We start from the raw sequence: 19,547 nt of genomic DNA, 5'->3' as shown, positions 1-19,547 counted from the left end.
TAGCGGCCGCTCGAACGGCGATGCGTCCGGCGCGATCAATACGGACCGGGTTCGCAGGGGACATTGTCTCCGGTCCAGGGCGCGGTGGCGAATGCGCCGACCCGCGGCGCCGGGATGCAGGCGCGACCATCGACGTAAACCGGCTCGGCCGGCGCGGCGGCGCTGGCCTCCGCGACGTGGCGGGACACCGCGTGGGTTTCACGCGCCATTGCCGGCGACGCGATCATGGCAACCGCGATCAAAGCAGCCGACAGCAGTTTGACGTTCGTCATTGCGTTTCTCCGTTTGTTGATGGGGCCAAGCAGTCTGGCCTCGTCGGATAATTGTGCGCGGCAACGGCGGAGTTAAATGTAATCCTCGCTCACGCCGGCTCAACGCTGCGTGAGTCACGAGGTCACGCCGTCGTCGTGCAGCCGATGTGGACCATCACCGGCACACTGGATGAACGAAACGTCGTCCGTCACATCTTTGCGTGATGGATCGTGAGGATGCGTGCGCGCTAGTGTCCCGAATCCGCAGTTCGCATCATTTGCCGCAGCTTCGGAGCGAGCTTCGGATTCGATAAGGACACTGGCAAACTTGCAATTCTAGTGTGCTTTATGAATGCGAAGTTCGCGAAAGCAGTTGCCGCGAAGCCGCACGAACTTCGCATTCAGCAGACTGGCTCGTCCTGCGATCTCTGCGGAACTTTTCGCGACCACCAAGAACTCGGCGCGAGCCAACGCCTGATGACGTTGCTGTCGGCATGTTCTTTCCTTGAAACAAACAGTAACGGTGATTTCACTCGCGCCAGGCGGAGTTGTGTGCGAGGATGCAACCCAAGGTCAACATCGTGCATCTTCACTGGTGGAGGGCGAAATGAGCGACCAAATGATCGAAGGAACGACAAGTCCAGCACAGATCGTTCAGGAGGCGGCCGCAGATTATCTCAGTATCAGCAATGCGCCTGGCTGCTGCATCGCAGTCTACGACGAAAAGTCGTTCGGCACCAAGGGCTACGTCTATCCAAAGGGGCTGTCAGCCGTTGCCGGCTCGTCGCCCGCGCCATTTAATGTCACGACCGACACGGTGTTCGAGATCGGATCGGTGACCAAGGTGTTCACCAGCACATTGCTGGCGGTTGCCGTGCAGGCGGGCGCGGCCTTTCTTGATGACAGCGTCGGCTATTGGCTGAACTATAGCCACAGTTTCGGTCCAGACCCGGTGGGAACGCCGGTGCTGGACGCCATCCAACTCGTGCAATTCGCCACCCATACCTCCGGCATGCCGGAGCAGCCGGGGGACGGCTTGACTGGCTACAGCGAGCAGCTGTTTGCTGATGAGTTACCATCCGCCGATCTCATCAAGTGGTGGAACAAATATGATACGCCCCCTTCAGGCTGTTGGCAGTACTCCAATATCGGCTTTGTGACCCTGGGCTTTGCAGTCACGCAGATGTTCCCGACAGACCGAGGCCACAACTACAACGAGATGCTGGCCAAATATGTCACCGGTCCGCTCGGCATGAAGCAGACCGGAGCGGTCGTCAATTCATCATGGAAGGTCGCGCGGGGATGTATCGGGCATTGGAGCAAGGGTTCTGAGCCGCCATATCCGATCGTTTTCGACCGCAACACGCCGACCAACGACTCGGCCTTCGATCTGAAGACCACCGGCGACGACATGATCAAATTTCTTGCCGCGCAGATCGTGGCCCCGAACGGGACGCTCGGGAAGCAGATCGCGCTCACGCAGCAGGAGCAGGGGACATTCCCCGTCTGCGGGCAGGACAACAGCGTCACCATGGGCCTTGCCTGGCAAATCACGTCAGACAATCAAGGCAATACCGTTTTCACAAAGAACGGCGCGACGAGCAAGGGCGGATTCGAAGCGATCGTGATCGTCGTGCCGGGGCTGCAATGCGGTGTGGCGGTGCTGAGCAATCAGTACTTCAATGCGTCGGGCGTGCATCCCGCGGGGATCGGACCCGGCCGCACCGCGCTGAAGATCATCTCGCAGCTTCATCCAGGTTTCGAGCTGAGCGAACCGCTGGCAGAGCACGATCCATTCGACTAGTTTTGCTTGCCCGTGTTGACCGCCAGCTGCGCCGCGAATGCCCGCCGGTACGCCGGCCGCGCTTCGCCGCGCGCGACATAGGCGGAGAGGTTCGGGTATTCGTCGAGAAGGCCCGATGCCCGCAGCCTGAGCAGCACCGAGACCATCATCAGGTCGCCCGCGCTGAATTGGCCGTCGAGCCAGTCGGCCTCGCCGAGCCGGATGGAGAGCTGCTTCAGGCGGTCGCGGATGCGATCGATCACCAGCGGCAGACGCTCTTCGCTCCAGGGCTTGTCGCTCTCCAGAATCCTGGCGGTCATGAGTTCGAGGATCGGCGGTTCCACCGTGTTGACCGCGGCGAAGATCCAGCTGATCGCGCGGGCGCGGCCATTGGCATCGCCGGGCAGTAGGCCGGCATGATGCTCGGCGATATGGAGCACGATCGATCCGGTTTCGAACAGCGCGAGATCGCCGTCCTCAAAGGTCGGGATCTGGCCGAACGGATGCAGCGCCAGATGCGCCGGCTGCTTCATCGCCTGGAATGAAACGAGACGGACCTCATAAGGCTGGCCCACTTCCTCCAGCGCCCAGCGGACCCGCGTATCGCGCGCCAGTCCCTTGCCGCCGTCGGGCGAGCGTTCGAAGGCGGTGATGGTGGGGGGCATCGCTTTTCTCCGTGTCGTTGCGTCCCGAGGACGAAGAGGCGGCCGGTCTCCCGACAACCGATTCCGGAATATCTGGATCAAGAAGTTCGCTGGAAGGACTGAGGAAACGCAACCCATCGCATCTTGAACGCGCACGCGCCATGGCGGGTCGCGCTTTCGTTGGCCCGACCGTCCTGCTTTCTTCGACCCACCATCGCTCCACGCAAACGAACAAGCGGGACGACAAGGTTACGCGTTTGCTAATCGCGCCGCGCAGCCGCGCAAGACCGATTCCGCAGCCCGTTAACGCCCTGCTGCTACCTGAGGGTGTCTTCCGGAGCCCTGGATCGTGAGCATGTCGTGGTGGCAAGTCCTGGTCGTCTGCGCTGTCGTGTTCGTCGTTTGGGACTTTCGGCGCTTCCGGCGCGGCAGGGAGGCGGCAGGGCCGGCGACGTCGGCACCGTCTGCCGCGGCGGCGCGCACTGCGCCGGTCGAGCCGCCGGCCGGCATCAGCGAGAGCGTCTCCGTCGTGTTGCGCCGGCAGGTGCCGCCACGGACTGAAGCGCCGCGGTCATGGCTTGGCGGGTTGCCGATGCTGCCGGACGGCGTCGAATGGCCGCGGTCGGTATCCGAGGAGCATCCGGAGCGGGGCGAGCGGCCGCTCCATTTCATCGCGCAGATCGCCTGCGCCGACCTGCCGGTCGAACTGTGGGGCGGTCTCGGCCCGCGGCATGGATTTCTGCTGCTGTTCATCGATCCCAATCAGGGCGTGCCGGAGGGACCTGACGCGCTCTGCGTGCTGCACGTCGATGCGCTGGGATCGGAACGGCAAGCACCCGCGGATCTCGGGCCCGTGCACGACGGCATGTATTCGGGACCGAGCTACGACTATTGCCGCTCGGTCGACGAAGTGCCGGATCGATGGCGGCGCTGGCCGGTCGATCTCGTCGTCGTCGCCAACGAGGCCAGGATCGAAGGCCAGCGCACGCGCGTCGCTCCGGACAATTTCGCGCAGGTGCTCTATGCGGGGCAGCCTGTCGCGTCGGATGGTCAGCGGCCGGCCGAACCCGAGCCCTTTACCTGGCGCGGTGCGCTTTACGTGCTCGACACTATTGCGCGCGCATATGCCAAGCCGGCCAAACCGCCGGCCGAGTCGCAGATTCCCGACTGGCTGGTAGAGCGGCTGAACCAGCCGGGCTATATCGGCTCCATCCTCGCCGCGGTTGAGGCCGACGCCGCCAAATGGATCGCATCGTCGGCGGTCATGCTGGAAGGGCCCGAGCCGGACGACGCGGCCCTGCGCCAGCAGCGCGCGCAAATCCGGTCCGCTGCCGCGCATCGCAAGTCTCGACGCGATGCGCTGGCCGACTTCCTGGCACGCCATCCAACGCCCGGCGCGATCGTGGATTATCTCCGTCGGTCCGATCGCGAGCATCACGACTGGCTGGCGGGGGTGAGCGAACGCGTTGCCGGCGAACGCGCCGCCGTCCTGACGCATGATCTCGACAGCCCGATTCCGGATCAAGCCTGGCACGAGCTCAAGGCGCGGCTGCAGCAGGACGCGTTCCAATTCTGGAGATACGCCGCGACGGAGCGGGATGGGGAGGCCGGCCATGTCACCTTCCACGAGACCGTAATCTCGGCCTATGGGGAGCGGCGCTTCGGCATCAATGAACTCGTGGCCGACTATTACGTCGATGACGCGCGTAGATCGTTGATTCCGCCATCCGTGCTTGCGGAATTCGAACCGCATTGGCGGAGCATCTACCACAATCGTCCGCACCGTATCGGCGGTTACCACGACGGCCTGCAGTCGGATGCCCGGATCGGCCCGGCCAGCGAGCTGCTGCTGTTCCAGATCGCAACCGATGACGCGATGCACTGGTGCTGGGGCGATGTCGGCGCCTATTATGTTTTCCTCGAGATGGGCGCGTTGAAGGCAATGGATTTTTCGAAGGCGACGATGACCCTTGAATGCTATTGAGGGACGACCGGGCGGATGCGGGTGCGGCAGAGCCGCGGCCGGCGCAAATCAATTCCCACCCTTGCACCTGCGACATATCATCCCGACGGGCAACACAGCAAATCCTGTCAATCGCCTCGCGCGAAAATATTTCGCTTTATCAGAAGCGCAACTCATTGTATGAATTCCCGGTCTCACCCGATACGAGGGGCGCTTCGCGGTCGTCACGAACGCGGGTCGAGATGCGGTGGACGCTGCGCGTGGCCTGACGAGAGCACGCAAGGCGGACGGCGAAGTCGTGCAGGCCTGACGCCCTAGCGGTAGGTGTCTTTTCGGATTGCGCAGATGCGCGTCGCGAAGACGGTGACAACAAAGCCCAGTCTCGCCGGGGAGAGCACGTATAAGCCGTAACCCATCGCGCAGGGAAAGCCGGGTTGTTTCCGGTTACACCTGTGGTCCTACCCCCGTGCTTTCTACCCATTTGCACGGGGCCCATGGGTGCGATCGGCACCCGGCTTTCCCTGCGCCCTCACCAACGGAGAGGGTGGAACGAACAGCAAGACTCGGACAAATCATGTCGCGAGAATGCGATGTTATGATTCACAGCTCGCGCAACAAACTCATTGTCGTCCCGGCGAAAGGCCGGGACCCATTACCCCAAATGCGCATTGTTGTGCGACGTTGGGGCCAGCATACTTCAACAACACAACCCTGTGGTTATGGGTCCCGGCCCGCGTGCGCAATTGCGCACTAGGCCGGGACGACGATGGGGATGTATTTCGCGCCACACACTCGCTGTCGTCCTGGCGAAAGCCAGAACCCAGTACCCCAAATCTCAATTGTTGCGCGACGCTGGGCCGCGATCGCATCCGCAACCAAGCCGGTGGTGATGGGTCCTGGCTTTCGCCAGGACGACAGTGGTGTTGGAGGCCTGGTGTTCCGCAGAATTATTTTCATGAGCCTGTCGGCCGGCGTTGTCGTCAACCGTCCTTTGCACACACAAGGGAGAAACTGCAAATGACCGATCTCGTCACATGCCTGTGGTTCGATCAGGGCCGGGCGCGCGAAGCCGCCGAGTTTTACGCCGCGACGTTTCCCGACAGCCATGTCGACGCGGGGCATGTATCGCCGATACCGGGCATCGGGCAGGGCGAGGAACTGACGGTCGAATTCACCGTCCTCGGCCGCCACTTCGTCGGGCTGAACGGCGGTTCCAACTTCACGCCGAACGAGGCTGTCAGCTTCATGGTGCTGACCGATAGCCAGGAGGAGACCGATCGCTACTGGAATGCCGTCACTTCGAACGGTGGCAAGGAATTGCCGTGCGGCTGGTGCCGGGATCGCTGGGGCTTTGCCTGGCAGATCACGCCGCGGCGGCTGCTCGAGCTCGTCAACGGCGCCGATCGCGCCGCGGGCAGGCGCGCGATGGAGGCGATGATGACGATGAAGAACATCGACATCGCCGCGATCGAGCGCGCGGCCGCGGCAGCGTAGGGTGACTAGCCGACCACGTCCGCCGTAGCTCAACGAGCGAAGGCGGAAGGCGTAATCCACCGTTTTCACCGGGGTGTGCGTCATGGCGGGTTACGCTTGCGCTAACCCGCCCTACGCATCGGCGGAGCACCCCGGCGCAAACGCGGGATGTGCGGCCTGCCATCGCGTGATACGAACGCGCATCGCAGCTCTGGAGCCAGAATTGATGTCCGTCGCAGCCGCCGCCAATCAACAACAAAATCCCACCGCCGCCGAGAGCGATCCGCAAGTGCTCGGCTGGATGCAGGGCTTTCCGCCGCCGCAGGACAAGACCATCACGTTCCAGGACGGCTCGTTCCGCAGCTTCCCCGAGCTGCGCTGGGCCTGGAGCAACATTCGCCAGTTGGTGCCGACGGTGAATGTCTGGCGCGGAGCCGGGCCGGCATCGGTGCTGCCGCGCGAGGATCACGAGATCGGCGCGTCCGCGTCGGTGACAATGGACGGCCGGCCGCAGACCTTCGCGCAGATGCTCGAGGAGAGCTACGCCGACGGCATCGCCGTGCTGCATCGGGGCAAATTGATTTACGAGCGCTACTTCGGCGCCTTGAAACCGCACAAGCCGCATATCGCCATGTCGGTGACGAAATCGTTCACCGGCACGCTCGCCGGCATCCTGATCGCGGAGGGAAAGATCGATCCGCAGGCGCCGATCACGGACTACGTGCCGGAGCTGAAGGCCAGCGCATTCGGCGATGCGCGCGTGCATGAGGCAATGGATATGACCACGGGCCTGAAATACACCGAGGTCTATACCGACAGGAATTCCGACGTGTGGGGGCTGCGGCGCGCCAACGGCATGGCGCCGATCCCGCCGGGCTATGACGGCGCCACCAACATCTTCGATTTCCTCTGCGCGCAGCAGAAGCAGGGCGAGCACGGCAAGGCGTTCGCCTACAAGACCGTCAATTCCGACGTGCTGGCCTTCATTATCAGGCGCGCCAGCGGCATGACGTTGTCCGATTTGCTGTCCGAGCGGATCTGGGCGCCGATGGGCGCGGAGGAGGATGCGCATTACCACGTCGACCGCATCGGCACCGAAAGCGGCGGCGGCGGGCTGTCGACAACGCTGCGCGATCTCGCCCGTTTCGGCGAGACCATCCGCAACCACGGCCGCTTCAACGGCCGCCAGATCGTGCCGTCCACGGTGGTCGAGGACATCGCGCGCGGTGGCGATCCCGAAAAGTTCAAGCCGGCCGGCTACACCACCTTGCCCGGCGCGTCCTACCGCAATCAATGGTGGGTGACGCACAATGCGCACGGCGCCTACATGGCGCGCGGCGTGCACGGCCAGGGCATCTATGTCGATCCCAAGGCCGAGATGGTGATCGCGCGCTACGCCTCGCACCCGATGGCGGGTAACGCCGCCAACGACCCCGTGACGCTGCCGGCCTACATGGCGCTGGCGAAGGATTTGATGGCGGGAGGCTAGCGACGCAGGCGGACTCGCACGGTGCCGTAGGGTGGATTAGCCGAAGGCGTAATCCACCGACCAATCTCACCAGTGATGCTGGTTGCGGCGGGTTACGCTTCGCTAACCCACCCTACGAATCTCGCTTAACCGCGCGAGATCTTCTCATACCGCTTGATCAGGCGCTCCCGCTTCAGGCGGGACAGCCGCTTGATCCAGAACACGCCGTCGAGCTGATCGATCTCGTGCTGATGGCACACCGCAAGCAGCCCGTCGGACTCCTCGGTCTGCATGTTGCCGTCGAGGTCCTGATAGCGGATTCGGACCCGCGCATGGCGCTCGACCTCGTCGGTGACGCCGGGCATCGAGACGCTGCCTTCCTTGTGCAGCATCATCTCGGGCGAAGTCCGGATGATCTCCGGATTGACGTAGGTGCGGGGGCCTTCCTTGGCATCGAGCTCGAGCACCACGACGCGCAGCGGCACGCCGATATGCGGCGCGGTGATGCCGATGCCGGGTGCGGCGCGCATGGTCTCGAGCAGGTCGGCCGTCAGCTCGCGCAGCGTGTCGTCGAACACGGCCACCGGCTCAGCCGGCAACGCAAGGCGCGGATCGGGATAGCGGACGATGGGGCGGATGGTCATGCCGCTGTCTTAGGCCAGCGCACGGCGCCGGACAACACGGGCACGCAGTCGCCGCGCGCGGTGCGCCGCTCAAAGCCGCTTTTCGAAGAACAGATCGGGGTAGGGATCGTCGTTGAAGCGCGGGATCTCGGTCCAGCCGGTCCGACGGTAGAGCTGACCGGCTTCCGCCAGCGCGCTGTTGGTGTCGAGCCGCAGCACCGCGATGCCGAGTTCGCGCGCGGCACGCTCGGCGGTATCCATCAGGCGGCGGCCGAGGCCGAGGCCACGCGCGGCCGGCGCGACCCACAGCCGCTTGATCTCCGCGAACTCGCCGCTCGTGCCCTTCAGCCCGACGCAGCCGAGCGGCAGGCCGTCCGACATCGCCACGATGAAGCTGCCGCGCGGGCGCACCATGTCCTTGGCATCAGGGTCGCGCGACAGCTTGACGTCAAAGCCCTGTTTGAAGCGCCGCGCCAGCTCGGCGTAATACTCGCCGAGGCAATAGCGCGCCTCGTCGCTGCGCGGGTCCATCTCATCCAGCGACGTGCCATCGCGCCCGAGTGCCGAGGCGATCAGATCCATCGCCGCCAGCAGCGCCCCGCGCTGGCTGTGGTGGCTAAGGAAGTCCCTGGCCTGCCGGTTGGAGATTGCCTCATAGGCATTGAACTCGCGCCTGCCTGCCGGCGTCAGCCTGGCGATGCGGCGGCGCGCATCGTCCTCATGCGCCGTGGTCTCGATCAGCCCTTCGTCCTCGAGGCTGCGCAGCAGGCGGCTCATCAGGCCGGAATCGAGCGCGAGATAATCCCTGATGTCGCCGACATCGCTGCGTCCGTGGCCGATCGCGTTCAGCACCCGCGCCGCCCCGAGCGGCCGGCCGCGTCCGAGGAACGAGGTATCGAGCGCGCCGACGGCGGAGGTTACGGCACGGTTGAAGCGGCGAACGCGGGAAACGGGGTCGAGCATATATCTGACTTTAGTCAGAGATATTGCTCGCGTCAATTGCGATGCCCGTCTGACCAGGTCAGCGAACCGGACTAAGCCCGCGCCAGCACCAGCACGTTGCCGGCGAGGATCGCGGCGGCGCCGGCAAGCACCGGCCAGCCCAGTGCGAGGTGCTCGAACAACGCCGACAGCACGAGGGCGACGAGCGGCACCAGCGCCAGCGTGTAGGCGGCGCGGCCGGGACCGAGCCGGCGCACCAGCTCGAAATACAGCATGAAGGTGATGCAGGATGCGGCGACGGCGAGATAGAGGAAGCTCGTGACATAAGACGGCGACAAATCGACGGCAAACCGCGTGCCGGTCGCGATCGCCCACAGCGCGCTCGCGGCGGCGCCGACGAAGGCCCCCCACCCCAACACCGAGGAAACCGGCAGTCCGGCGCGCTGGTTGCGCGCGCCGACGGTGGTGCCGGCGCCGGTCGCGACCGCCGCCGTGAGCGCCCAGGCGAACCCGGCGAGCGATGCGGTGCCATGCGCGCCGGCGCCGGGCAGGAAGATGATCGCAAGCCCGAGAATGCCGCACAGCGCGCCCCACACGAAGCCGGAGGAGATCGGGACGCCGAGCGCGGCGCGCGCGATCACGGCGGCGAACAGCGACGAGGTCGAGAGCACCAGCGCCGCAAGCCCGCTCGGCATTCGCGCGGCGGCTTCATAGAAGGCGATGAAGGCGATAGCGAAGAACAGCACGCCCTGCAACGCGACGGCCGGGCGGTCCTTGCGCGGGATCGCAAGCGGCACGCCGCGCAGCCCGCCGTAGCCGAGCAGGATGAGGCCTGCGAACACCATGCGCAGCGCCACCGACCAGGGCGCGGGCGTGACGCCGGCCTGCATCGCGGTGGCCAGCGCGCCGCCGCCCCAGAGCAGTGCGGTCAGCGCGAACAGTGCGGCGGTCATGGTGCGCCGGTGTCGTCGCGCAGCGCGCGCCAGCCGCCCACGTCGATCCGCGCGCTCTCTGCTTCGAGCCGGGTGAGGGCGGAATCGAGCGTGGTTTGCTCGCTGTCCGAGAGGCGCGCCAGCAGCCGCGCCTCGATCGCGCTGCCGAGCGCGGCGATCCGGTTGAACGCAGCCCGGCCGCTGCGGGTGATGCTGACCGCGGCGAAGCGGCGGTCGGTCTTGCCGGGACGCCGCACCGCGAAGCCGAGCTCGGTGAGCTGGCCGATGCCCCGGCTGACCGCGAACGGATCGAGCGCGCAGGCGCGGCCGATCTCGGACGCCTTGGCGGCATCGCGCTCGGCGATGACGGCGAGGATGCGCCAGCCGGCCTGGCTCAAGCCGAATGTCTCGCTGTAGAAACTCTCCAGCGGGCGCGCGATCTGGGCTGCGACCAGGAACAGGCGATAGGGCAGCCAGGCGCTGAGCTTCAGGCCATCATCGGAGGCACCGGCAGTCTGTTTCATGGCGAAAGGTTCGCACGGGTAATTGCAAAGTGCAAGCATTATGCAAAGAGACCGCAAGGCACGGATGCGCGCAAATCCCGACACACTTGTCACTCCCACTCGTCATGGCCGCCGCGCCAGATTGCGGCATGGCCAATGACGAACGGCCGCCGGCGCCGGAACTGCGCAGGGTCCCGGAGTTCGTCCAATTCGAAGGATGGAGAGCATCATGAGCAAATCAGCAGAGAACGATCGCGGCGGACTGGCGGGAATGCAGACCCCGCCGGTGGTTTCGCAGGAGGTGTGGGAGGCGGCGCGCCTGCAGATGCTGGTGAAGGAGAAGGCGCATGTGCGGGCGCGCGACGCGCTGGCGGCCGAGCGGCGGCGGATGCCCTGGATGGCGGTCGAGAAGCCGTATGTCTTCGAAGGACCGAATGGCAAGATGAGCCTGCTCGATCTGTTCGAGGGCCGCCGGCAGCTGATCATCTACCGCGCGTTCTTCGAGCCCGGCGTGTTCGGCTGGCCCGATCACGCCTGCCGCGGCTGCTCGCTCGGTGCCGATCAAGTCAGCCACCTCTCGCACCTGAACCAGCGCGACACCACGCTGGCCTACGCCTCGCGCGCACCGCAGGCCGACATCGCGCGGCTGAAGGCGCGGATGGGCTGGGACATGCCGTGGTACACCATCACCGACAGCTTTGACGCCGACTTCGGCGTCGCCGAGTGGCACGGCCACAACGTGTTCATCCGCGATGGCGAGCGGATCTTCCGCACCTACCTCGTCAACAGCCGCGGCGATGAATCGATGGGCACCGTGTGGAGCTATCTCGATATCACGCCGTTCGGCCGCCAGGAGCTCTGGGAGGATTCGCCGAAGGGCTATCCACAGGGCCCGACCTACAAATGGTGGAACTGGCACGACAATTACGAGGCCGAGACCGCGCCGAACGCGAAGTGGGCGGCAGTGACCGATGCCGGTGAAGCGGCATTCCGCAAGATCGCCGAGCAGGAACGCAAGGCCACCTGACGAGCCGCGGCAGGGAGGATGCGCGGCGTCCTCCCTAGCGCTCGTTGTCCTTGGCGGTCGCGAGTCCCTTCAGGGCGGACAGCATCTCGCGCAGCCCGCGGTCGAGGCGCTTGTCGCGGCGGATCACGACCGCGAGCCGGCGGTAGAGTTTGGGCGACAGCGAGCGGACGATCAGGTCGCGCTGCTTGGTCCTGGGAACGGCCATGCCGGGCAGAATTGCGCAACCGAGGCCGGCGCGCACCATCTCCTTGATCGCCTCGACGCTGCCGAGCGACATCAACGGCTTCAGTGACACGCCACCGCGCGCCAGCCATTCGTCGGCGGTGCGCCTGGTGTTGCCGCCGGGCTCGAACAGCAGCACCGGTCTGCTCGCCAGCACCTCCGGCGTGATCCGCGCCGGCAGCTTCATGTCGCGCGGCGCGATCAGCACGAACTCGTCGTTCATCACAGGCGTGACCTCGAAGCTGCGTCCCGACACCGGCAACGTCACCAGCGCGATATCTATCGTGTTGTCCTCGACCGCCCGCGCGATCTCCGCCGTGTTGCCGGTCGTGACCGTGATCTCCAGCGACGGCATTGCAGTCCGCAGCTCCTTCAGGATCGGCGGCAGCAGGAAGATGCAGGCGGTCGCGCCGGTGCCGAGCCGCACGCGGCCGGCGGTTCCCGTGGTCTGCTGCGCGACGGCGTCGACCGCCGAGGTTACGGCCGCGTTGATCTGATGCGCGTGCGAGAGCAGGGCGGCGCCGGCGGCGGTCGGCCTGGCGCGTCGACCGACCCGCTCGATCAGTGTCGCATTGAGGCTGCGCTCGAGCTGGCGCACCTGCAGGCTCACCGCAGGCTGCGTCAGCTGCAATCGCTCCGCCGCGGCAGAGAAGCTGCCGCTGTCGATCACGACGGCGAAGCTTTCGAGATAATCGAGGTTGAGGCTTTTCATCAAAGTAAGTTTTATACCGTTCATAACCAATCAAAGCTTCACTTATATAGCGCCGAGGCGCATGCTCGGGCAACAATGACGGCACGGGTGAGAGACGGAATGACGACAGGCAGCAACGGCGTCGTGGTCCGGGACGCGACGGACGACGACATGGCCGAGGTGCAGGGCATCTACGCCCATCACGTGCTCCATGGGCTCGCGACCTTCGAGGAAGTGCCGCCGACGCTCGACGAGATGCTTGGGCGTCGCGCCGCCGTGCTGGCCGCGGGGCTGCCGTATCTCGTGGCCGATATTGATGGACGTGTGGCCGGCTACTCCTACGCGACGGCGTACCGGCCGCGGCCCGCCTATCGCAACACCATCGAGGACTCGGTCTATGTGGCGGAAGCCCTGCGCGGTCGTCGTGTCGGCGCGGCGCTGCTGCAGGCGCTGATCGAACGAGCCGAGGTGGGGCCCTGGCGGCAAATGATCGCCGTGATCGGCAACAGCGGCAACGCCGGATCGATCGCGCTGCACCGTCGCATGGGTTTCGAGATGGTCGGAACGCTGAGATCGGTCGGCTTCAAGCTCGGGCAATGGGTCGACACCGTGCTGATGCAGCGGCCGCTCGGGCCGGGCGCGTCCACGCTTCCCTCGGACAGGGAAGCAACCCGGTGATCGCACGCCGGATCGTGGCCGCGCTCGGGCTGGCGCAACTGATCTCGTGGGGTGCGACCTATTATCTGATCGGCGGCTTCGGCGAGCAGATATCAGCGGATCTCGGCTGGAGCCGCGACATCGTCTATGGCGGATTTGCCGCGGCGCTGTTGGTGATGGGGGTGACGTCGCCGCTTGCGGGCAGATGGGTAGACGGTCGCGGTGGCCGCGAGGTGATGGTCGCAGGCGCCGTGATCAATGCGCTCGGCTGCGCCGGTCTTGCGGTCTCGCATCAGATCGGCACCTACTTCGCATCGTGGATCGTTCTCGGGCTCGGCATGCGGCTGACGCTGTACGATGCCGCATTTGCGGCGCTGGCCCGAATCGGCGGGCCGGAGGCGCGCCGCGCGATGTCCGGGATCACCTTGCTCGGCGGCCTGGCCGCCACCGTGTTCTGGCCGCTCGGCCACACGCTCTCGGAACACTTTGGCTGGCGCATCGCGGTGCTGGCCTATGCCGGCTTCGCGCTGCTGACGATTCCGCTGCATCTGCTGATTCCGAACCAGCGGTTTGCCGGCGTGTCGACCTCTGCGGCGACGGCAGCTCGGAAGCCGCTCGCGGTCGGCCGGCGGCAGTTGGCGGCGGCCGGTGGGCTCTATGCGGTGATCATGACCGGCGCGAACTTCCTCAATGCAGGCATGTCTGCACACATGATCGCGGTGCTTTCAGATCTCGGCCTCACGGTCACGGTGGCCGTATGGATCGCGACGCTCCGCGGCATCGGGCAGTCCGCCGCGCGTCTTTGCGAAATCCTGTTCGGTGCACGGCTCGATCCGCTCGCACTCAATTTGATGGCCTGCCTGATCATGCCGCTCTCCTTCATCGCGGGCCTGTTCAGCGGATCGTCGAAGGAGCTGGGGATCGCCTTCGCGCTGCTCTACGGCGCCTGCAACGGCATTCTGACCATCACCCGGGGAACGCTGCCGCTGATCTTGTTCGATCACCGCAGCTACGGCACGCTGGTCGGCCGGCTCATCGTTCCGAGCTTCGTCCTGCCGGCGGCCGCGCCCTTGCTCTATGCGATCGTGATCGACCGGTTCGGCAATGCGAGCGCGCTGTATCTCTCGATCGGTCTTGCGATGATGACGCTGCTCGCCGCCGTCCTGCTCAAGCTGCTGTTTCCGCCGCCGCTCGCGGCCGCGAGGCAATAGTCGTGTCGGCGGTGTCGATCTCAACCCGCCGCCGGCTCGCGCGGCAGCCACAGCGACAGCCAGCCGCCGAGCGCCAGCAGCGCGACGTTGCAGCCGAGTGCGATCGTGAAGGCATGCGTGTAGTCGTCGGCCTGCGGATGCGGGCCGAGCAGGCTGTAGAACACGCCGCCGATGATCGCGACGCCGAGCGCGGCGCCGATCTGGAAGGTCGAGATCATCATGCCCGATGCCAGCCCGGCATGACGCGGATCGATGCTGCCGATCACGGCCTTGATCACGGACGGCATCACGGTGCCGAAGCCGAGCCCGCCGCAGATCAGGCCGAACTCGAGGCTTTGCGGCAGCGCGCCGCCGACCGACAGCATCACGACGCCAAAGCCGACGACCTGGAGCGCAAAACCCAGCGCCAGCGTGCGCGCGCCGAGCCATTGCATCACCAGCGACGACAGCAGCGAACTGACGAAGAAGCCGGTGGCAAAGGGCAGGGTGGCGAGGCCGGCCGCGAGCGGCGAAAAATGCAGTCCGCTTTGCAGGTAGACCGCAAAGGTCAAATAGAACGACGACAGCATGTAGAACGCGAGTGCCATCACCAGCCCGATCACGAAGTCGCCGTTGCGCAAGAGTTGCAGGGCGACCAGCGGATCGCCGCCGCGGGCTTCGAGCCTCGCCTCGAAGCGGACGAAGGCGGTGAGCATCAGCGGCGAGGCCAGCAGCATCGCGACGATCCAGATCGGCCAGCTGGATTCGCGGCCCTCGATCAGCGGATAGACCAAAAGGCCGAGCGTGAGCGACAGCAGGATGACGCCGCCGATGTCGAGACGCTGGGCATGCTCGGCGCGTGAATCTGTCAGCAACAGCAGCCCGCCGATGAACGCGGCGAGGCCGATCGGCAGGTTGATCAGGAAGATCGCCTGCCAGGCCAGTCCGAACGGATGGGCCGACACCAGGACGCCGCCGAGCACCTGGCCGCAGATGTTGGCGAGGCCGAATGTCGCGCCGTAGAAGCCGAGCGCGCGGTCCTGTTCGGCCGTCGGAAACAGCACGCGGATCGAGGCGAGCACCTGCGGCGCCATCACGGTGGCGGCGAGGCCTTGCAGGATCCGTCCAGCCACGAGGACCGTCGGTGACCATGCGACGCCGCACAGCAGTGACGCGATCGTGAATCCGGCGACGCCGGTCAGGAACATGCGTCGTCGACCCAGGAGGTCGCCGAGCCGTCCGCCGGTGATCAGGAACACCGCGTAGGTCGCGGCATAGGCCGAGATCACGAACTGAACCTCGCTCGGGCTCGCACCGAGATTGTCGCGAATGGCCGGCAGCGCGAGGTTGACGACGTTGAAGTCGAGGATCGGCAGGAAGGCGCCGGTAAGCAGCACCGGCAACGCCAGCCATCGCCGTGGATCGGCTGCCGCCGGCCGCGTGTCGTGCAATCGAAATGTCTCGGTGGTCTCGCTGGTCACTTGGCCTGCTCCTCTGGGTAATCGGCGGCGTGCTGCGCCTGTCGATCGAACCCGGAAGATGGTCTGTCTGTTTGTGATAAGATATTGTCCAGGGATGCGAAGCGAGTTTGCAAAAATGCACAGCCCCCTCGACTGGAATGACCTTCGCCTCGTCCTCGCGGTTGCACGCGAGGGCAGTCTGTCGGGCGCGGCGCGCCGGCTCGGCGTCACGCATTCGACGGTGTTTCGCCGCCTCGGCGCGATCGAGACCGCGATCGGGACGCGGTTGTTCGAGCGCTTCCGCGACGGTTATGCGCCGACCCCGGCCGGCGAGACCGCGGCGGCATCGGCGGCCCGGCTCGAGGACGAGGTGCTCGCGCTCGAGCGCAAGCTCGCGGGGCAGGACCTCAGGCCATCAGGCACGGTTCGGATCACGACGACCGACACGCTCGGCGCGGTGCTGATGCGGCATCTGCCCGCGATGCGCGCCGCGCATCCGGAGATCCAGCCGGAGATCATCATCTCCAATGCGATGGCGAACCTGACGCGCCGCGAGGCCGAGATCGCGATCCGGCCGACACCGGCGCCGTCCGGGCTGCTGGTCGGGCGGCGGATCGCCGATATTGCCCATGCGGTCTACGGATCGCGCAGCTATCTTGCCCGGCGCGGCGACAACGATCTGTCGGCGCATGATTGGATCGGGCTCGACGACGCGCTGGCAGGAACCGTCATCGCCGGCTGGATGCGCGACAAACTGCACGCGGCGCGGATCGCCTGCCGCGTAGATGCGCTACCGGCGCTGCGCGATGCCGCGGCGGCCGGAATCGGGCTTGCCTTGCTGCCCTGCTATGTCGGCGATCTCGCACCGACGCTGCGCCGCCTGACGCCGAAGGCGCTCGCTGAGCCGCGCTCGGCGCTGTGGCTACTGACCCATGATGATCTCAAGCGCACCGCGCGCATCCGCGCGACGCTGGATTTCCTCGCCACGGCACTGGCGTCGGAACGCGCGCTGTTCGAGGGCAAGCGCGCTGACAGCGCTCGGCGCTAGACGGTCTTGCAGAGTTCACATCTGGAGGACGTTTGCCGGGATGTTGCCTGCTGTGCGATCAACTGGCGGCCGATGATGGTCGCGAAAGGCGCCGACGATCGTCTTCAGGATCGCGCGGGATCTGACGTCGGACAGTGCCGACAGCAGCACGATCTCGGACGGGGCCAGCGCAGGGAGGCCGAATTTCTCGCCAACCTCGATCGTTCCGGGAGGCGCCATCCGGCGCGAGAATATCGAAATCGCAAGGCCGGCTGAAACGGCCTCGGCAACGGCAAAGGCGCCGCAGCCAAGGAAGGTCTCGGTCCACGGAAGGCCTGCGGCGTCGAGCGCGCGAGTCGCGGTGTTGAGGATGCCGCAGGACGGTGAGGAGGCTGCCAGCCGAAACGGCTCGCCGGCGCGGTGGACAAAGCCGGGCGTGGCAAACCAGCCGAAATGATCAGGTCCAAGCACGTCGCCGTCGCGGCGGTCGTCCTCGCGAAATACGATCACCGCGTCGATCGAGCCGTGATCGAAGGCATCGATCAGGTCACGGGCATCATCGAGCCGGACCTCGATCGTGAGTGCCGGGTCGTGCGTGCTCAGCCGCGCCAGCACCGTGGGGAGCTCGGGCGCTCCGACGTGGGTGGCTATCCCGAGCGAGAAACGGCGGCGCGCCGACGACAGGCCGGCGACGGCGCGGTCGTGCGCGGCAAGGAAGGCGCGGGCGGACTCGAGAAACACCGCGCCCTGCGCCGACAGCCGCACCAGCCGCGGCGTCCGCTCGACGAGCTTCTGCCCGATCCGGGCTTCCAGCCGCTTCAACTTCACGCTGATCGCGCCTTGCGTGGTGCCGAGCGCATCGGCTGCGCGGGTAAAGCTCTTGAGATCGGCGATCGTCACGAACGCCTTGACGGCATCGACATCGAGGGTGGTCATGTCATTCATCCGGAATTGTTGTCTCTGAAATATCTAGTCATCCAATTCACCAATGCTCAAGCGGTGACTAGCTTTGCGTTGTGAAGCGCCGCGGCCACCCGATTCCTGCCGCTGCTGCCTCAATACATCGTGAGTCGATCGACCGACGCTGCTGCCAGCACCCTGGCAACAGCGCGCGGTATGCCGTTGGCTCGTCACAACAAAAGGCCCGATCATGTCAACTGAACCGAGCCGCCGCGGCACTGTCGTGCTGGCAGCCGCATGTCTTGCCTGCCTGATGTTTGGATTGGAGATATCCAGCATTCCCGCGATCCTGCCGACGCTGGAGCGGGTGCTGCATGCCGATTTCAAGGCGCTGCAATGGATCATGAACGCTTACACCATCGCGGTGACCACGGTGCTGATGGCGATCGGGACGGTGGCGGACCGCTACGGACGTAAGCGCGTCTTCCTGGTCGCGATCGCCGCCTTCGGCATCACCTCGCTGATCTGCGGCGTCGCCTCGAGCGTCGAAATGCTGATTGTCGCCCGGTTCCTGCAAGGCCTGAGCGGCGGTGCGCTGTTGATCTGCCAGATCGCGGTGCTGTCGCGCGAATTCCAGGGCGGCCGGCTGCGCGCCGTCGCCTGGGGCTGGTGGGGCGTGATCTTCGGCATCGGCCTCGGCTTCGGACCGATCATCGGCGGCGCCGTGGTCGCGGTGCTGAGCTGGGAATGGGTGTTCCTGGTCCACGTGCTGTTCGCGGCGGTTGCCTTCGTGCTGACGATCGGCGGGGTTCATGAATCGAGGGACCCGAAGGCGAGCAGCCTCGACGTCGCGGGCATCGTGACGATGTCGCTCGCGGTGTTCTGCCTCGCGTTCTACATCACGCAGGGGCCGGATCTCGGCTTCGTCAGTTCGAAGGGGCTCGCGATCCTCGGCGTGTCGGCCATGAGCTTCGTCGCGTTCCTGGTTGCCGAGAGGGTCAGCCGGCGTCCGATGTTCGATTTCTCGGTGTTCCGGATCCCGGCGTTCGCAGGCTCGATCATCGGCTCGGCGGCGATGAACCTCAGCTATTGGCCGTTCATGATCTATCTGCCGATCTGGTTTCATGCCGGCCTCGGCTATGACAGCGTGTCCGCCGGGCTGGCACTGCTCGCCTATACGCTGCCGACCTTGGTGATGCCGCCATTCGCCGAGCGGCTGTCGCTGCGCTACCAGCCGGGCCTGATCATTCCGGTGGGGCTGTTCACTATCGGCGCCGGATTCATGCTGATGAAGTTCGGCAGCGCCGCCGCACAACCGGACTGGCTGACGATGCTGCCGGGCTGCCTGCTCGCCGGAATTGGCCTCGGCATCACCAATACGCCGGTCACCAACACGACGACCGGCTCGGTCTCGAGCGACCGCGCCGGCATGGCCTCCGGCATCGACATGAGCGCGCGGATGGTCTCGCTGTCGGTCAACATCGCGCTGATGGGGTTTATCCTGTCGAGCGGCGTGCTGGCGCATCTGAAGGCCGTGCTGCCATCGATGGACGGCGCGCAACTCCGCGTCATCGCCGAGCGGATCGCCGCCGGCGACGTTGCATCCGCACCAGAGCTGACCGGGTCGATCGTGCATCAGGCACTCGCGAGCGGGTTCGGTTGGGTGATGCTCTATGGCGGCATCGGCGTCTGGATCATGGCGGCGATCAGCTTCCTGATCTTCAATGCGCGGCAGGTCGCGCAGGCCCAAGCCCAGGGCACCAAGTGAGACGCCGCCGCTGCGCCCGCCCT

18 protein-coding genes are annotated in these 19,547 nt (G+C 65.7%); 9 read left to right on the top strand and 9 right to left on the bottom strand.

The features are described from left to right. Positions 1 to 35 precede the first annotated feature (35 nt). Positions 36 to 272: a hypothetical protein gene (locus tag ACVIW0_RS21810; RefSeq protein ID WP_461354196.1), complete on the bottom strand. Its 237-nt coding sequence runs from the start codon at positions 270 to 272 to the stop codon at positions 36 to 38. A 586-nt stretch (positions 273 to 858) separates the two neighbouring features. Here ACVIW0_RS21810 and ACVIW0_RS21805 point away from each other — a divergent pair. Then, on the top strand, positions 859 to 2,055 hold the full coding sequence (locus ACVIW0_RS21805; RefSeq protein WP_461354195.1) for a serine hydrolase domain-containing protein: 1,197 nt from the start codon (positions 859 to 861) through the stop codon (positions 2,053 to 2,055). On the opposite strand, the gene ACVIW0_RS21800 is transcribed toward ACVIW0_RS21805, so the two are convergent. Then, positions 2,052 to 2,699 carry a glutathione S-transferase family protein gene (locus ACVIW0_RS21800; protein WP_461354194.1) on the bottom strand — a complete coding sequence of 216 codons (648 nt, stop codon included), beginning with the start codon at positions 2,697 to 2,699 and terminating at the stop codon, positions 2,052 to 2,054. The two genes, ACVIW0_RS21805 and ACVIW0_RS21800, sit on opposite strands and share 4 nt — an antisense overlap. 334 nt (positions 2,700 to 3,033) lie before the next feature. On the opposite strand from ACVIW0_RS21800, the gene ACVIW0_RS21795 reads away from it, so the two are divergent. From ACVIW0_RS21795 to ACVIW0_RS21785, 3 genes are all read left to right on the top strand, one after another. After that, positions 3,034 to 4,662, top strand: coding sequence for a DUF1963 domain-containing protein (locus ACVIW0_RS21795; RefSeq protein ID WP_461354193.1), 1,629 nt, complete (start codon positions 3,034 to 3,036; stop codon positions 4,660 to 4,662). A 996-nt stretch (positions 4,663 to 5,658) separates the two neighbouring features. Then, entirely contained in the window at positions 5,659 to 6,135 is a 477-nt protein-coding gene (locus tag ACVIW0_RS21790) for a VOC family protein (RefSeq protein WP_461354192.1), read from the top strand. 205 nt (positions 6,136 to 6,340) lie between these two features. Beyond that, complete coding sequence (locus ACVIW0_RS21785) at positions 6,341 to 7,603, top strand: serine hydrolase domain-containing protein (protein WP_461354191.1); 1,263 nt, start codon at positions 6,341 to 6,343, stop codon at positions 7,601 to 7,603. A gap of 125 nt (positions 7,604 to 7,728) precedes the next feature. Here the strand turns inward: ACVIW0_RS21785 and ACVIW0_RS21780 are convergent, their stop codons facing one another. From ACVIW0_RS21780 to ACVIW0_RS21765, 4 genes are all read right to left on the bottom strand, one after another. Then, complete coding sequence (locus ACVIW0_RS21780) at positions 7,729 to 8,226, bottom strand: peptide deformylase (protein WP_461354190.1); 498 nt, start codon at positions 8,224 to 8,226, stop codon at positions 7,729 to 7,731. 69 nt (positions 8,227 to 8,295) lie between these two features. Next, complete coding sequence (locus ACVIW0_RS21775; RefSeq protein ID WP_461354189.1) at positions 8,296 to 9,168, bottom strand: bifunctional helix-turn-helix transcriptional regulator/GNAT family N-acetyltransferase; 873 nt, start codon at positions 9,166 to 9,168, stop codon at positions 8,296 to 8,298. 71 nt (positions 9,169 to 9,239) lie between these two features. After that, the gene (locus ACVIW0_RS21770) at positions 9,240 to 10,100 is read right to left on the bottom strand and encodes a DMT family transporter (RefSeq protein WP_461354188.1); all 861 of its coding nucleotides are present in this window, start codon (positions 10,098 to 10,100) and stop codon (positions 9,240 to 9,242) included. Continuing rightward, complete coding sequence (locus tag ACVIW0_RS21765) at positions 10,097 to 10,603, bottom strand: MarR family winged helix-turn-helix transcriptional regulator (RefSeq protein WP_461354187.1); 507 nt, start codon at positions 10,601 to 10,603, stop codon at positions 10,097 to 10,099. The genes ACVIW0_RS21770 and ACVIW0_RS21765 overlap by 4 nt, the downstream gene beginning before the upstream one ends. Before the next feature lie 208 nt (positions 10,604 to 10,811). On the opposite strand from ACVIW0_RS21765, the gene ACVIW0_RS21760 reads away from it, so the two are divergent. Continuing rightward, positions 10,812 to 11,609 carry a DUF899 domain-containing protein gene (locus ACVIW0_RS21760; protein ID WP_461354186.1) on the top strand — a complete coding sequence of 266 codons (798 nt, stop codon included), beginning with the start codon at positions 10,812 to 10,814 and terminating at the stop codon, positions 11,607 to 11,609. Between the two features lie 34 nt (positions 11,610 to 11,643). On the opposite strand, the gene ACVIW0_RS21755 is transcribed toward ACVIW0_RS21760, so the two are convergent. Beyond that, complete coding sequence (locus ACVIW0_RS21755) at positions 11,644 to 12,543, bottom strand: LysR family transcriptional regulator (RefSeq protein ID WP_461354185.1); 900 nt, start codon at positions 12,541 to 12,543, stop codon at positions 11,644 to 11,646. Positions 12,544 to 12,642: 99 nt separating this feature from the next. On the opposite strand from ACVIW0_RS21755, the gene ACVIW0_RS21750 reads away from it, so the two are divergent. Both ACVIW0_RS21750 and ACVIW0_RS21745 read left to right on the top strand, forming a co-directional pair. Continuing rightward, positions 12,643 to 13,200, top strand: a complete 558-nt coding sequence (locus ACVIW0_RS21750) for a GNAT family N-acetyltransferase (RefSeq protein WP_461354184.1) — start codon at positions 12,643 to 12,645, stop codon at positions 13,198 to 13,200. Next, a complete protein-coding gene (locus tag ACVIW0_RS21745) occupies positions 13,197 to 14,390 on the top strand; it encodes an MFS transporter (protein WP_461354183.1) in 1,194 nt (397 codons plus the stop codon). Before ACVIW0_RS21750 ends, ACVIW0_RS21745 begins: the two co-directional genes overlap by 4 nt. Positions 14,391 to 14,410: 20 nt before the next feature. Here ACVIW0_RS21745 and ACVIW0_RS21740 read toward each other — a convergent pair whose 3' ends face one another. After that, complete coding sequence (locus ACVIW0_RS21740) at positions 14,411 to 15,850, bottom strand: MFS transporter (RefSeq protein WP_461354182.1); 1,440 nt, start codon at positions 15,848 to 15,850, stop codon at positions 14,411 to 14,413. A 115-nt stretch (positions 15,851 to 15,965) separates the two neighbouring features. Between ACVIW0_RS21740 and ACVIW0_RS21735 the strand changes: the two genes are divergently transcribed. Further along, complete coding sequence (locus ACVIW0_RS21735; RefSeq protein WP_461354181.1) at positions 15,966 to 16,877, top strand: LysR family transcriptional regulator; 912 nt, start codon at positions 15,966 to 15,968, stop codon at positions 16,875 to 16,877. A 15-nt stretch (positions 16,878 to 16,892) separates the two neighbouring features. Here ACVIW0_RS21735 and ACVIW0_RS21730 read toward each other — a convergent pair whose 3' ends face one another. Further along, positions 16,893 to 17,792, bottom strand: coding sequence for a LysR family transcriptional regulator (locus ACVIW0_RS21730; RefSeq protein ID WP_461354180.1), 900 nt, complete (start codon positions 17,790 to 17,792; stop codon positions 16,893 to 16,895). Between the two features lie 214 nt (positions 17,793 to 18,006). Here ACVIW0_RS21730 and ACVIW0_RS21725 point away from each other — a divergent pair, with 214 nt between their 5' ends. Further along, positions 18,007 to 19,524: an MFS transporter gene (locus ACVIW0_RS21725; protein ID WP_461354179.1), complete on the top strand. Its 1,518-nt coding sequence runs from the start codon at positions 18,007 to 18,009 to the stop codon at positions 19,522 to 19,524. Positions 19,525 to 19,547: the final 23 nt, after the last annotated feature.

This window comes from Bradyrhizobium sp. USDA 4454 (genome assembly GCF_054822705.1).
This window is presented reverse-complemented; position numbering and strand designations above follow the sequence as displayed.

Coding starts and splice junctions, on each gene's coding strand:
- ACVIW0_RS21775 (WP_461354189.1), bottom strand. CDS start 9,168: ATGCTCGACCCCGTTTCCCGCGTTCGCCGCTTCAACCGTGCCGTAACC.
- ACVIW0_RS21730 (WP_461354180.1), bottom strand. CDS start 17,792: ATGACCACCCTCGATGTCGATGCCGTCAAGGCGTTCGTGACGATCGCC.
- ACVIW0_RS21795 (WP_461354193.1), top strand. CDS start 3,034: ATGTCGTGGTGGCAAGTCCTGGTCGTCTGCGCTGTCGTGTTCGTCGTT.
- ACVIW0_RS21760 (WP_461354186.1), top strand. CDS start 10,812: ATGAGCAAATCAGCAGAGAACGATCGCGGCGGACTGGCGGGAATGCAG.
- ACVIW0_RS21725 (WP_461354179.1), top strand. CDS start 18,007: ATGTCAACTGAACCGAGCCGCCGCGGCACTGTCGTGCTGGCAGCCGCA.
- ACVIW0_RS21780 (WP_461354190.1), bottom strand. CDS start 8,226: ATGACCATCCGCCCCATCGTCCGCTATCCCGATCCGCGCCTTGCGTTG.
- ACVIW0_RS21770 (WP_461354188.1), bottom strand. CDS start 10,100: ATGACCGCCGCACTGTTCGCGCTGACCGCACTGCTCTGGGGCGGCGGC.
- ACVIW0_RS21735 (WP_461354181.1), top strand. CDS start 15,966: ATGCACAGCCCCCTCGACTGGAATGACCTTCGCCTCGTCCTCGCGGTT.
- ACVIW0_RS21800 (WP_461354194.1), bottom strand. CDS start 2,699: ATGCCCCCCACCATCACCGCCTTCGAACGCTCGCCCGACGGCGGCAAG.
- ACVIW0_RS21765 (WP_461354187.1), bottom strand. CDS start 10,603: ATGAAACAGACTGCCGGTGCCTCCGATGATGGCCTGAAGCTCAGCGCC.
- ACVIW0_RS21755 (WP_461354185.1), bottom strand. CDS start 12,543: ATGAAAAGCCTCAACCTCGATTATCTCGAAAGCTTCGCCGTCGTGATC.
- ACVIW0_RS21785 (WP_461354191.1), top strand. CDS start 6,341: ATGTCCGTCGCAGCCGCCGCCAATCAACAACAAAATCCCACCGCCGCC.
- ACVIW0_RS21805 (WP_461354195.1), top strand. CDS start 859: ATGAGCGACCAAATGATCGAAGGAACGACAAGTCCAGCACAGATCGTT.
- ACVIW0_RS21790 (WP_461354192.1), top strand. CDS start 5,659: ATGACCGATCTCGTCACATGCCTGTGGTTCGATCAGGGCCGGGCGCGC.
- ACVIW0_RS21810 (WP_461354196.1), bottom strand. CDS start 272: ATGACGAACGTCAAACTGCTGTCGGCTGCTTTGATCGCGGTTGCCATG.
- ACVIW0_RS21750 (WP_461354184.1), top strand. CDS start 12,643: ATGACGACAGGCAGCAACGGCGTCGTGGTCCGGGACGCGACGGACGAC.